This is a genomic window from uncultured Sphingomonas sp. (assembly GCF_937859915.1).
Taxonomy (GTDB): domain Bacteria; phylum Pseudomonadota; class Alphaproteobacteria; order Sphingomonadales; family Sphingomonadaceae; genus Solisphingomonas.
In genome coordinates, this window is sequence record NZ_CALMAW010000121.1 from 1 (window position 1) to 12,222 (window position 12,222).

At 69.6% G+C, this 12,222-nt stretch carries 11 protein-coding genes; 4 read left to right on the plus strand and 7 right to left on the minus strand.

Annotated features, from left to right (window positions below):
• The 4 genes from Q0326_RS16140 to Q0326_RS16155 form a co-directional block, all read left to right on the plus strand.
• Positions 1–1,421: ATP-binding protein (locus Q0326_RS16140; protein WP_298692398.1), on the plus strand; the 1,421-nt coding region annotated here is incomplete at its 5' end.
• Between the two features lie 88 nt (positions 1,422–1,509).
• Entirely contained in the window at positions 1,510–1,683 is a 174-nt protein-coding gene (locus Q0326_RS16145) for a hypothetical protein (RefSeq protein WP_298692401.1), read from the plus strand.
• A 62-nt stretch (positions 1,684–1,745) separates the two neighbouring features.
• Positions 1,746–4,433, plus strand: coding sequence for a phosphoenolpyruvate carboxylase (gene ppc, locus Q0326_RS16150; RefSeq protein WP_298692404.1), 2,688 nt, complete (start codon positions 1,746–1,748; stop codon positions 4,431–4,433).
• 227 nt (positions 4,434–4,660) lie between these two features.
• Complete coding sequence (locus Q0326_RS16155) at positions 4,661–5,248, plus strand: manganese efflux pump MntP family protein (RefSeq protein ID WP_298692407.1); 588 nt, start codon at positions 4,661–4,663, stop codon at positions 5,246–5,248.
• Between the two features lie 105 nt (positions 5,249–5,353).
• On the opposite strand, the gene Q0326_RS16160 is transcribed toward Q0326_RS16155, so the two are convergent.
• The 7 genes from Q0326_RS16160 to Q0326_RS16190 all read right to left on the minus strand — a co-directional run.
• Positions 5,354–6,679, minus strand: coding sequence for a HAMP domain-containing sensor histidine kinase (locus Q0326_RS16160; protein ID WP_298692409.1), 1,326 nt, complete (start codon positions 6,677–6,679; stop codon positions 5,354–5,356).
• Between the two features lie 7 nt (positions 6,680–6,686).
• Positions 6,687–7,418, minus strand: coding sequence for a response regulator (locus Q0326_RS16165; RefSeq protein WP_298692412.1), 732 nt, complete (start codon positions 7,416–7,418; stop codon positions 6,687–6,689).
• Positions 7,415–8,077 carry a hypothetical protein gene (locus Q0326_RS16170; protein WP_298692414.1) on the minus strand — a complete coding sequence of 221 codons (663 nt, stop codon included), beginning with the start codon at positions 8,075–8,077 and terminating at the stop codon, positions 7,415–7,417. The genes Q0326_RS16165 and Q0326_RS16170 overlap by 4 nt, the downstream gene beginning before the upstream one ends.
• Positions 8,074–9,333 (minus strand): ABC transporter permease, encoded by a 1,260-nt coding sequence (locus tag Q0326_RS16175; RefSeq protein WP_298692416.1) that lies wholly within the window; start codon positions 9,331–9,333, stop codon positions 8,074–8,076. Before Q0326_RS16175 ends, Q0326_RS16170 begins: the two co-directional genes overlap by 4 nt.
• Positions 9,334–9,529: 196 nt before the next feature.
• Entirely contained in the window at positions 9,530–10,255 is a 726-nt protein-coding gene (locus tag Q0326_RS16180) for an ABC transporter ATP-binding protein (RefSeq protein ID WP_298692418.1), read from the minus strand.
• The gene (locus tag Q0326_RS16185) at positions 10,252–11,586 is read right to left on the minus strand and encodes an efflux RND transporter periplasmic adaptor subunit (RefSeq protein WP_298692420.1); all 1,335 of its coding nucleotides are present in this window, start codon (positions 11,584–11,586) and stop codon (positions 10,252–10,254) included. The genes Q0326_RS16180 and Q0326_RS16185 overlap by 4 nt, the downstream gene beginning before the upstream one ends.
• Position 11,587: 1 nt before the next feature.
• Positions 11,588–12,222, minus strand: a 635-nt coding sequence (locus Q0326_RS16190; RefSeq protein ID WP_298692422.1) for a TolC family protein, incomplete at its 5' end; no start/stop codon positions are given.

A 12,222-nucleotide genomic window follows, 5' to 3' on the forward strand; every position in this document is an offset into this window, starting at 1 on the left:
GCGGCGTGGGGGGTGGTGGCGGCGCGTCGCGCCCGGACGACTATCGCGGCGACCGCGGCCAATCACCCGGCGACCTCGACCGCCAGCCGATCGGCCCCTACGGCCAGGGCGAAGGCCCGGGTCTGCGCGACGGCGCGTTCGGAGCGGACGCGCTGCGTGGCCAGGATCGCCTGCCGAACGAGGGATTCGCCGCCCCGGCGCAAACGCCGGTGACACAGCTCCCGGCGCCGACGCAGAACATCCCGTCGCCTGCCGATGCGGCGACCGGCGCGCATAGTGTCTCGCCGCCACATGCCGAACCACGCGTCGCCGACCGTCCGGAGGCGGCGACCGCCCCGCTTTCGCCTACGCCCACCCCGCAGCCGCTGCGCGAAGCCCGGCGCGCCACGCCCCAGATTGCGCACGCCGTGCCGATGACCTCGCCCGACCGCGCCCTTTTTGGGCTTGCCCCAGCGCCATTCGTCGAGGGCGATTTCGTCGCGGCGCTGCGGCTGCCCGACGGCCGCTGGGCAGTCGTCCAGCCGGTCGCCGAAGCCTTCCCCAATGCCTGGCAGCGCCGCGTGATGCTGTGGTTCGCGATCGCCTTCGCGCTGGTCGCGCCCGTCGGCTGGATCTTCGCGCGCCACATCGTGCGTCCGCTGGCGCGCTTCACCGAAGCAGCCGAGCAACTCGGGCGCGATCCGTCCGCCGCGCTGGTCGCGCTGGAGGGCCCCGCCGAGATCGGCCGCGCCGCGCGCGCGTTCAACGTCATGCAGAGCCGGCTGCGCAGCTTCGTCGACGACCGCACGGCGATGGTCGGCGCGATCAGCCACGATCTGCGCACCCCGCTGACCCGGCTGCGCTTCCGTATCGAGGAGGTCGAGGACGACGGCATCCGCGAGGGCATGAACATGGAGGTCGCCGAGATGGAGGCGATGATCACCTCGGTGCTGTCGTTCATCCGCGACGCCTCGACTCCGAACGTCCGCGAGCGTCTCGATCTCGGCATGCTGATGGAGGATGTCGCGCAGGACGCTGCACTGATCGGCGGCGACGTCACCGTAGAGCTCAACGCGCCCACGCCGGTCGAGGTCGACGTGCTCGGGATGCGACGGCTGCTCGCCAACCTCGTCGAGAATGCGGTCAAATATGGCGAGCGGGCGCGGATCCGGCTCGGCATCGACGACAATGCCGCGGTCGCCGAGATCATCGACGACGGCCCCGGCGTTCCCGAGGACGAGCTCGAGCGTGCGTTCGAGCCCTTCTACCGCGCCTCCAACGCGACCAGTTCGGGCAAGAGCGGCACGGGCCTCGGGCTTGCCGTCTGCCGCTCGATCGCGCGCGCGCATGGCGGCGATGTCCGGCTTCTGCGCTCGCCCGAGGGCTTTTCCGCCGAACTGCGCCTGCCGTTGGCGCACGAGACCGGGCGCATCGCAGCCTGAGCCGCCGACCCGCGTCGGGCGATGCAACATGATGACATCCGCTCGCAGCATCGCGCGGCGATTGAGCCTCCGCATGATGGAGGCGAAGATGGCCAAGCGACCTGTCGGGCGCGCGAAATGCGCCCTGGGCAAGCACACCCCCAAATCCCCGGGCGCCACCGCCGAACAGGCGATCCGCCGCGACGTCTGCCGCTATTGCAATCAGCCGATCCTGCGCACGCAGGCGACGCGGATCTGGTTCGTGTCCTCGCAGCTGGCGTAGCGATGGCGGCGGAGAGCGCCAGAAACGTTGACCCCGGCTCTCCTGCAATGCAGCATCGCGGCATGGCCAGCTCCCCCCCGATCGCGCAAAATCCCGACGTCCGCTTCCTCGGGCGCCTGCTCGGCGACGTGATCCGCGCCTATGGCGGTGACGTGCTGTTCCGGCGGATCGAATATATCCGCTCGGTGTCCGTCGATCGCGCGCGCGGGATCGCGGGATCGGACGAGATCGACACCGGGCTCGACTCGCTCGGGCTCGACGACACGCTCGCCTTCGTCCGCGGCTTCATGCTGTTCTCGATGCTCGCCAACCTTGCCGAGGACCGGCAGGGTGTCGCCGCCGAGCCCGATGCCGACGTCGCCCATGCGCTCGCCCGGCTGCAGGACCAGGGCATTGACCGCGGCGCGATGCTCAAACTGCTCGACACGGCGTTGATCGTCCCCGTGCTCACCGCGCATCCGACCGAGGTGCGGCGCAAGAGCATGATCGACCATCGCAACCGCATCGCCGAGCTGATGCTGCTGCGCGACACCGGCGCGCAGGAGACGGTCGATGGCGACCTGATCGACGAGGCGATCGTCCGCCAGATCGCCCTGCTCTGGCAGACCCGCGCGCTGCGCCGTGAGCGGCTCTATGTCGCCGACGAGATCGACACCGCGCTCGCCTATCTGCGCGACGTGCTGCTGCCGGCGCTGCCCGCGCTCTACGCGCGCTGGGATCGCGCGCTCGGCGCGCGCGTGCCGAGCTTCCTGCGCCTCGGCAACTGGATCGGCGGCGATCGCGACGGCAATCCCAACGTCCAGGCGGACCAGCTGCGACTGGTGCTGTCGCGCTCGGCCGAAGCGGTGATCGGCTCCTATCTCGACGCGATCCACGAGCTCGGCGCCGAACTGTCGATCTCGACCGAGCATACGCCCGCCGGCGAAGCCCTGACCACACTCGCCGAGTCGGCGCACGATACCGGTCGTGCGCGCGGCGACGAACCCTATCGGCGCGCGCTCACCGGCATCTATGCGCGGCTCGCCGCCACCTTTGAGGCGGTGGTCGGGCACGCCCCGCCCCGCCCCGCCCTGGTCAGGGCGGCAGCCTATGCCAGTCCCGCCGCGCTGCGCCACGATCTCGCGACGCTCGCGCGAGCGCTGCGCGAACAGGGTGGCGGCGCGCTCAACAGCGGTGGCGCGCTGAGCCGGCTGGTTCGCGCGGTGGACACCTTCGGCTTTCATCTGGCGGCGCTCGATCTCCGCCAGAATGCCGACGTCCACGAACGCGTCGTCGCCGAACTGCTCGCAGTGGCCGGCGTCGAGGCCGACTATCTGGCGCTCGACGAGCAAGCCCGCGTTGCCGTGCTGCGCGGCGAACTCGCGCATGCGCGGCCGCTGTCGAGCGCGTGGAACGCCTATTCGGACGAGACGCGCGGCGAGCTTGCGATCCTGCATGCCGCCGCCGACGCCCATGCGCGCTGCGGACCCGCCTGCATCGGCATCTACAATATCTCCAAGGCCGAGAGCGTGTCGGACATGCTCGAGGTCCACACCTTGCTCAAGGAGGTCGGCCTCTACCGGCCGCCGCACGGTGAGGACGCCGTCCCCCACGCCGCGATCATGGCGGTCCCGCTGTTCGAGACGATCGGCGACCTCGAGAATGCGCCCAGGGTGATGACCGACTGGTTCGCGCTGCCGGAGATCGCGGCGCTCACGCGGGCGCGCGGGCATCAGGAGGTGATGGTCGGCTATTCGGACTCCAACAAGGACGGCGGCTATCTCACCTCGGTCTGGTCGCTGCACCAGGCCGCGCGCGCGCTCGAGCCGGTGTTCGCTGACGCCGGCGTGACGATGCAGCTGTTCCACGGCCGCGGGGGCGCCGTCGGGCGCGGCGGCGGCTCGTCCTTCGCGGCGATCCGCGCGCAGCCGCCGGGCACCGTCGCGGGCCGCATCCGGATCACGGAACAGGGCGAGGTGATCGCCGCCAAATATGGCACGCGTGATTCGGCGATGGTCAATCTCGAGGCGATGGCGTCGGCGACGCTGCTCGCGAGCCTCGAAGCGCCCAGCCTGTCCGACACGGACTATGCCCGTTTCGCCGAGACGATGGCAGGCATCTCGCAGACCGCCTTCGCCGCCTATCGCGATCTCGTCTATGGCGACGACGCGTTCCGCACCTTCTTCCGCCAGATCACCCCGCTGCCCGAGATCGCCGGCCTCAAGATCGGCTCGCGACCCGCCAGCCGGACCAAATCGGACCGGATCGAGGATCTGCGCGCCATCCCCTGGGTGTTCAGCTGGGCACAGGCGCGGATCATGCTGCCCGGCTGGTACGGGGTCGGCCAGGGGCTGGCGGGCGTCAAGGACATGGGACTGCTGCGCGAGATGCTCGAAGGCTGGCCCTTCCTCGCCGCGACGCTCGCCAACATGGAGATGGTGCTCGCCAAATCCGACATGGCCATCGCCGCGCATTATCTGCCGCTGGTCGAGGACAAGGCGATGGCGCAGGCGACCTTCGCGCGCATCCGCGACGGCTGGCAGAAGTCGCACGATTGCCTGCTGTCGGTGACGCGCCAGACACGGCTGCTGGAAAAACATTCCGGGCTCGACGCCTCGATCCGCCTGCGACTGCCCTATATCGAGCCGCTCAATCTGCTCCAGGTCGAGCTGCTCAAACGCCACCGCGCCGGCGAGGAGGATCCCCGCATCCGCGAGGGGATCGAACTGTCGATCAACGCGATCGCCACCGCCCTGCGCAACAGCGGCTGAGCCGATCGGCTTGATCGATCGGGTCGTTTCGGCTACGGCCCGCCTCGTTCTTGGGGAGTAGCCACCCGCTTCGCAGCGGGGCCTTCGTCAACATGCTCGGTGCCTCGCGCACCGTGGCGGAGGCAGCGGACCGGCGGTCCGCCCGGCAAGACCAACGACGCCACCCTCCCCGCGGCCGGGAGGCGATGCGTCGTGGTCTGCCGCCTGGCCCCGGGAAATCCATCCACATGACCGGTCTCTTGACGCTTGCCGGGCTCGGGCTGAGCCTGTCGGTCGATGCCTTCGCGGCCGCCGTCTGCAAGGGTGCCGACGGCGAGCGGCGCGATGTCGGCAAAGCGCTGCGGATCGGCCTGGTGTTCGGCCTCGCCGAGGCGATCAGCCCGGCGATCGGCTGGCTGATCGGCAAGGCGGCAGCGGCGTGGATCCAGCCGGTCGGCGTATGGATCGCATTCGGGCTGCTCATCGTCGTTGGCGCACACATGCTGTGGGAAGCGTGGCGCGGATCGCGGGGTACGCTGCCCTCCGTCGAAACCGACGAGGCGGCGCGAAAGCACGCGGGTGCGCTGCGGCTGATGCTCACCGCGGTCGCGACCAGCATCGACGCGATGGCGGTCGGGATCAGCCTCGCGGTGCTCGACATCGGCATCGTCTCGGCCTGCATCGTGATCGGGCTGGTGACGACGGTCATCGCCACGATCGGCGTGCTGGTCGGCCGCAAGGCGGGCGAACGGCTCGGACCGCTGGCCGAAGTGCTCGGCGGCCTCGCGCTGATCGGGATCGCCGCCGCGATCCTCGCGCAGTATTTGATGGGCTAGGCACAGCGCCGCTCCTCACGACGTCGTTCCGGACCTATTCCGGCATCCCGGCGACGGGGTTAGCGGCGCTGGAGCCAGACCCGGTCCCGCATGACCAAAAGAACATCAGGCCGCCAGCGCGGGCAGGTCGACCGTTACCGCCAAGCCGCCGCCGGGCCGGTTCTCGGCGCTGATCGTGCCGCCATGCGCCTGCGCGATCGCGCGCGCGATCGCGAGGCCGAGCCCGAGTCCGCCGGTCGAGCGGCTGCGCGAGGGCTCCTGCCGCTCAAACGGCTCGAACATGCGATCGAGCGCGCTGTCGGGGATGCCGGGTCCGCGATCGGCGACCGTGACTCGCGCGCGATCGAGATCGTGACGGACGAGCAATTCGGCGGCGCCGGCATATTTGACTGCATTATCGATCAGATTCTGGATCAGCCGCTCGAGCGCCGAGCGATCGCCGCTGACCATCGCGCGCTCGATCTCGGCGATCGCGACCACCGAGCCGGTGTCGCTTGCCGCCCCGGCGAGCCGCCGCGCGATCGCGGCGAGATCGACCGGGCGGTGCTCGCCGGTGCCAGCGTCTCCGCGCAAAAATCCGATCGTCGCGGCGACCATCTGCCGCATCTGCTCGATATCCGCCTGCACGGGGCCACGGATCTTCTCGGGCGCGGCTTCGATGCGGAAGGCGATGCGCGCCAGCGGCGTGCGCAAGTCGTGCGCGATCGCGCCGATCATCGCGGTGCGCTCGCGCATGTTGGCGCGCAGCCGCTCGTGCATCGCATTGAGCGCCATCGCGGTGAGTTGCAGTTCGGCGGGACCTTCGGTCGGCACCGGCGGCGCGTCGCTATCGTGGCCGAGCCGCTCGACCGCATCGGCGAAGCGCCGGATCGGCCGCGTCAGCCGCCGGGCGAACCCCCAGGCGAAGGGCAGCATCGCCAGCGCCGATAGACCGAACCACAGCGATGTCCGCTTCTGCCAGGCGGTGATCCGCGGCGGCCGCGGCGTGCGCAGCTCGAGCCATCCCCCCGCCGGATCGCGCGCCGCGGCAACGAGCGTGTTGAAGAAATAGGGCTGACCATGGCGGAACGGCACCGCGCCGCCCTCTTCATGCCGCGCGAACGGGAAGGATTCGGACTGGTCGGCATAAAAGAACAACCGCACGTCGGCGATCGGCTTGCCCAGTTGCGCCGCCAGCCGCTGGGTAATCGCCGGGTTGGCGATCATGCCGTCCTCGGCGAGCGGCGCGGCATCGACGTGATGGACCGCCAGCTTGGGCGTCGCGCGCGGATCGAGCGCGAGCCGCTCGGCAACCTCGGTCATGGTGACGAAATCGGGGCGCGGCGCCGGCAGATAAACGATCAGCACCACCGACACGATCTGCGCCACCGCCAGTCCGCCGAGCAGCAGGATCAGCGTCTGCCAAAAGATCGGCAGCGACCGGAATCGCATCGCGGGGTCAGCCGTCCTCAGGCCGCAGCGCGAGCATATAGCCCTCGTTGCGGATGGTGCGGATCGGATCGCCCGGCCCGAGCTTCTTGCGCAACCGGCTGATCGTGACGTCGATCGCGCGATCGAAGACGTCGGCGTCGGAGCCCTTGGCGATCTCGATCAGCGTGTCGCGCGACAATACGCGCTGCGGTCGGTCTAGGAATGCGGTGAGCACGCGAAACTCGGCGTCGGTGAGCGGCGCGGCGGCATAGCCCGCCCGATCGAGGCTGCGCTCGACCAGATCGAGCGACCATTCGCCAAAGCGGCGGCGCGGCGTAGTACCGGTCGCGCTCGCGGCCGGTCCCGATGCGGGGTCGTCGCCGCGCGCGGTGCGGCGCAGCAGCGCCCGCACGCGGGCGAGCAGTTCGCGGGGGTTGCAGGGCTTGGCGATATAGTCGTCCGCCCCGACTTCGAGCCCGACGATGCGGTCGATATCCTCACCCATCGCAGACAGCATGATCACCGGCGTACGATCGCGACCGCGCATGCGGCGCAACACCGATAGACCGTCCTCGCCCGGCATCATCAGATCGAGGATCACACAATCGAATTTGCCGCGCCCGAGCGCCGCGTCCATGCCTTCGGCGTCGGCCGCGGTCTCGACCTCGAGATGATGGTCGCGCAGGAAGCCGGCGATCAGGTCGCGCAGGTCGGCGTCGTCGTCGACGACCAGCAGGCGGGGCGGGGTGAGTTCGTTCATCGCCTCTTCTTATCGGCCACGGCGCGGCATGCGTCGACATCCTTCTGCGCCGGAGATGTCGCCAATGTGTCATAGGTGAGATACCCGCGTCCCGCGCTATCGAGCGCGGGGAAGCGATTGGCGGCGACCTGCGCCAGTTCGGCCCGCGAAACCCCGCGATTGAGGTCGAGATCGGCCGCGACGACGGGCTCGGGAATGTTGAGCGAGGCGTAGCGCCCAGCCCCATAAGGCGCGACATAGTCCGAGCGCTGCTTGGCCGCCTGCTTGGCGTCGTGCTTCTGCCGGCGGTCGCGCGGGCGGGGATCCTGGTCGGGCTGGTAGAGCTTGATCTCGGGCGCGACCTTGTTTTCGTAATCCGCCATCTCCTGCGGATCGATCTCGCCCGATCGGTCGCGGTCGAGCGTGGTGAAGAAGCGGTCGGCGTCGGCCTGCAACTCGGCGAGCGTCAGCCGGCCGTCATGGTCGGTATCGGCTTGCGCGAACCACGCCGCCATCGGATCGCTGCGCCCGTCGGTGCGGAACGGCTCGCCCATCGGCGCGATATAGACGCGCGCGAAGCGCGGGCCGCAGCCGACGGTCGCGTTGACGACGATATCGGGCGGCACGGGCGTCGCGGGCGCCGCCGCCTGGAGCAGGGCAAGCGCGAGCGAAAAGATCATTCGTAGCGCAGCGCGTCGATTGGGTTGAGCGCCGCGGCCCTGCGCGCCGGAAAATAGCCGAACACAACGCCGATCAGCCCCGAGAAGAGGAATGCCATCAAATTGGTCCAGGGATCGAACACGAACGGCACGTTGAGCGCCGCGGTCAGCCCGAGCGAGGCGATCAGCGCGAGCACCAGCCCGATCAGGCCGCCGAGACACGACAGCACCACCGCCTCGACGAGGAATTGCAGCATCACCTCGCGCGCGACCGCACCGATCGCCAGCCTTATCCCGATCTCGCGCGTGCGCTCGGTCACCGAGACGAGCATGATGTTCATGATCCCGATCCCGCCGACGAGCAGCGAGATCGCCGCCACCGCACCGACGATCCCGGTCAGGATGTTGGTGATGCCCGAGAGCGTATCGGCGATCTGGCGGCTGTCGAAGATGGTGAAGTCGTCGAGCTTGCCGCCCGTGATGTTGCGCCGCTCGCGCAGCAGCTTGGCGATCGATTCCTGCACGTCGGCGCTGTCATAGGCGGGATCGGCCGAGACGATGATCGCGCGGATGTCGCGATTTCCGGTGAAGCGGCGCTGCACCGCCTTGATCGGCATCAGCACGGTGTCGTCATTGTCCTGCCCGAAGCCGCCCGCGCCGCGCGTCGCCAGCGTGCCGATCACGGTGCAGGAGACGTTGCCGAGGCGCAGCGTCGAGCCCACCGGCGCCTCGTTCGGATAGAGATTCTGCTTCACCGTGCTGCCCATCAGGCAGACCGACTTGCCCGCCTGCTCCTCGGCATCGGTGAAGCGGCGGCCGTCCTCGATCTTCCAGTCCTGCGCGTCGAGATAGGCGTCGGTGGTGCCGTTGACCGTGGTCGCCCAATTGGCGGCGTTGTGGACGGCGGTGGCGGACGATTGCGCCTGCGGAGCGACCGCGGTGACGCCGGCGACCTGGCCGCGGATCGCGTCGAGATCCTCAAACTTGAACGGCGGCGGCGTCTGCCCCCCGCCGCCGCGGCCATTGGCCTGGCCGGGCAGGACGGTGAGGATGTTCGCGCCGAGGCTGGAGATCTGCTGACGCGTCGATTCGGTGGCGCCTTTGCCCAGCGTCACGATCGTCACCACCGCGAACACGCCGATGACGATGCCGAGCACGGTCAGGATAGAACGCAGCAGGTGGCGGCGGATGGCGCGCAGCGCGAGCAGCACGGTGGTGCCGACGAGACGTGCGGTCGAGGCGCGGCCGGGGGGTGGGGGGGCGGCGGCGTCGGTCATTCGCCGCGCTCCCCAAATACGTTCGTCCTGAGCGACGTCGAAGGACCGGCTTCAAACGCCCAACGCCCGTTCGGCCTGAGCGCAGTCGAAGGCCATGCGCTTACGGTGGCTGCACTTCGACTGCGCTCAGTGCGAACGGAGTTGAGACGCGCAATCCGTCCTTCGACTTCGCTCAGGACGAACGGAGAGGGGGTCGTCATGCCGCCAACGCCCCCGTCGTCACCCGCTCGACCAGCCCATCCCTGAAATGCACGACGGTCCGCGCGAACGCCGCCATCTCGGCCTCGTGGGTGACCATCAGCACGGTGATCCCGCGGTCGCGGTTGAGGCGGGTGAGCAGCTCCATGATCTCGAGCGAGCGTTCGCTGTCGAGATTGCCGGTCGGCTCGTCGGCGAGCAGCACGTCGGGGTGGGTGACGATCGCGCGGGCGATCGCGACACGCTGCTGCTGCCCGCCCGACAGTTCGGACGGCGTATGGCTCGCCCAGTCGACCAGCCCGACCTGGTCGAGCGCGGCGAGCGCCGCCGTCCTGCGCGCCCGCTTGTCGTCGCCGCGGTAGAGCAAGGGCAGCTCGACATTCTCGAGCGCGGTGGTGCGGCTGAGCAGGTTGAAGCCCTGGAAGACGAAGCCGAGATAGCGTCGGCGGAGCAGCGCGCGCTGGTCGCGGCCGAGGCTCTCGATATGGTGGCCGCGGAACAGGAAGCTGCCCGTGGTGGGCACGTCGAGGCACCCCAGGATGTTCATCGTCGTCGACTTGCCCGAACCCGACGGGCCCATCACCGCCATGAAGTCGCCCGCCATGATGTCGAGATCGACGCCCTTGAGCGCCTGGAACGCGGCCTCGCCGCTGCCGAAGCGCTTGGTGACGCCGATCAGCCGGATCAGAGGATCAGGCGCGGAGCTGGGCAAGGCTTGGCTCATTTGCCCTTTTGCGCGAGCTTGCCGGTCGCGACCTGCATGCCGGGCTTGAGCTCGCTGCTGGTCACGCTGGTCAGCGTGCCATTGGTGTCGCCGACGCTGACCTTGACCGGACGGGGATCGCCCTTGCCCTCGATCACATAGACGGTCTGCAGGCTGCCGCGGCCGATCGTCGTCATCTTGTCCTGCCCGGCGACGCCGAACCCGCCCTTGCCCGACTTGGGCGGCCCGAAGAGGCCGCCGCTTGCGGGCTTGATCACGCCGTCGGGCACGAAGCGCAGCGCCGCATTGGGGATCAGCATCGTGTTGCGGCGGACCGCGGTCAGGATGCTCGCGGTCGCGGTCATGCCCGGGCGCAGCACCGTGTCCGGGTTCGCGACCGACAGCGAGGCGGTGTAGGCGACGACGGTGCTCGACGAATTGGTCGTCGTGCCCGCGCTGTTGACCGTCGGCGTCGCGTTCGCGCCGAGATCGATCCGCACCACCTGCCCCGTAAAGCTGCGATTGGGAAAGGCATCGACCGAGAACGTCGCACGGTCGCCGACCGCGACGCCGCCGACATCGGCCTCGTCGACCTTCACGTCGAGCTTCATCTGCGTCAGATCCTCGGCGATCGTGAACAGCGTCGCGACGTTGAACGAGGCGGCGACGGTCTGTCCGGGCTCGATCTGGCGCGACAGCACGACGCCGTCGACGGGCGAATAGATCGTCGCCTTGAAGAGGTTGGTCTGGTTGGTCGAGACCGCCGCCTTCATCTCGGCGACATTGGCTTCCGCCGACTTGAGGTTGGCGACCGCGCGCGCGGCGTCGCCGCGGGCGGTGTCGAGCTCTGTCGCCGACGGAACCTTGCCGCCCGAGAGCCGCGCGACCTCCTGATAGCGGCGCAGCGTCGCGCCGGACTGGTCGACGGTCGCCTGGTTCTGCAGCACTGCGGCTTGCGCGGCGAGCAGCTGCGCCTGGCTCTGGACGAGCGCATCCTTGAAGCGCGACGTGTCGAGCCGCGCGATCGGCTGGCCCTTCGTCACATGGTCGTTGTTCTGGACGAACACGTCGGTGACGATGCCGGATTCCTCCGAGCCGACATTGACCTGCTTGGTCGGTGTGAGATTGCCCGTCGCCGATACCGACACCGCAAGATCGCCCTGCTTCACCTCGGCGGTGGCATAATGCGGACGCTCCTGCGCGCCGGTGACGCACCGCACGACAAGCAGCAGCACCAGCACGACCGCGACGACGATCGCGACGCGGCGTGCGATCCGCCTGCCGCCATGCTGGCTCTCGACGCCGAGAAAGCTGTCGAGATCGGAGTCGGGAGCCGGGCTCGGCTGGTCCACGTCAGGGCCTTTCGGTCGGGATGGGGGACGGCGTCGCGGCGATGTCGGGCATCTCGATCGCCGCCGGGCCGCCGGGCAGCGCGCTCGCCGGCATCGGCGCGGCCTGCCAGCCACCGCCGAGCGCCTTGTAGAGCTGGATCAGCCCGGTGGCGCGATCGGCGCGCGCCTGGGCGAGACTGTCCTGGCTCGACAGCAGGGTGCGCTGCGTGTCGAGCAGCGACTGGAAGTCGATCAGCCCGGCGCGATATTGGCTCTGCGCGAACAGCAGCGCGTCGCGCGAATCGCTCGTTGCCGCAGTCAGCGTCACCACCTGCCGGCGGCTGTTGGCGAGCGCGACCAGCGCATTCTCGACGTCGGACAGCGCGGTCAGCACCGCGGATTGATATTGCGCGAGCGCGAGATCGGCGCCGCCCCGCGCGTCCTCGATCTGCGAGCGGATCTTGCCGCCGTCGAAGATCGGCGCGGTGACCGCGGCGAGCAGCGTGCCCGTCGCGAAGCGGCTGATGTCGCCCACCGACGTCCCGTTGCCGGCCAGCGTGCCGGTCAGCTGGAGGGCCGGATAGAGCTGCGCCTTGGCGACGCCGATCCGCGCGGTCGCGGCCGCCAGCGTGCGCTCGGCGGCGCGGACGTCGGGGC

Bases quoted from the DNA above. Each gene is read 5' to 3' on its own strand.
- Q0326_RS16175 (WP_298692416.1), bottom strand. From the start codon at position 9,333: ATGACCGACGCCGCCGCCCCCCCACCCCCCGGCCGCGCCTCGACCGCA.
- Q0326_RS16165 (WP_298692412.1), bottom strand. From the start codon at position 7,418: ATGAACGAACTCACCCCGCCCCGCCTGCTGGTCGTCGACGACGACGCC.
- Q0326_RS16145 (WP_298692401.1), top strand. From the start codon at position 1,510: ATGGCCAAGCGACCTGTCGGGCGCGCGAAATGCGCCCTGGGCAAGCAC.
- Q0326_RS16155 (WP_298692407.1), top strand. From the start codon at position 4,661: ATGACCGGTCTCTTGACGCTTGCCGGGCTCGGGCTGAGCCTGTCGGTC.
- ppc (WP_298692404.1), top strand. From the start codon at position 1,746: ATGGCCAGCTCCCCCCCGATCGCGCAAAATCCCGACGTCCGCTTCCTC.
- Q0326_RS16180 (WP_298692418.1), bottom strand. From the start codon at position 10,255: ATGAGCCAAGCCTTGCCCAGCTCCGCGCCTGATCCTCTGATCCGGCTG.
- Q0326_RS16160 (WP_298692409.1), bottom strand. From the start codon at position 6,679: ATGCGATTCCGGTCGCTGCCGATCTTTTGGCAGACGCTGATCCTGCTG.
- Q0326_RS16170 (WP_298692414.1), bottom strand. From the start codon at position 8,077: ATGATCTTTTCGCTCGCGCTTGCCCTGCTCCAGGCGGCGGCGCCCGCG.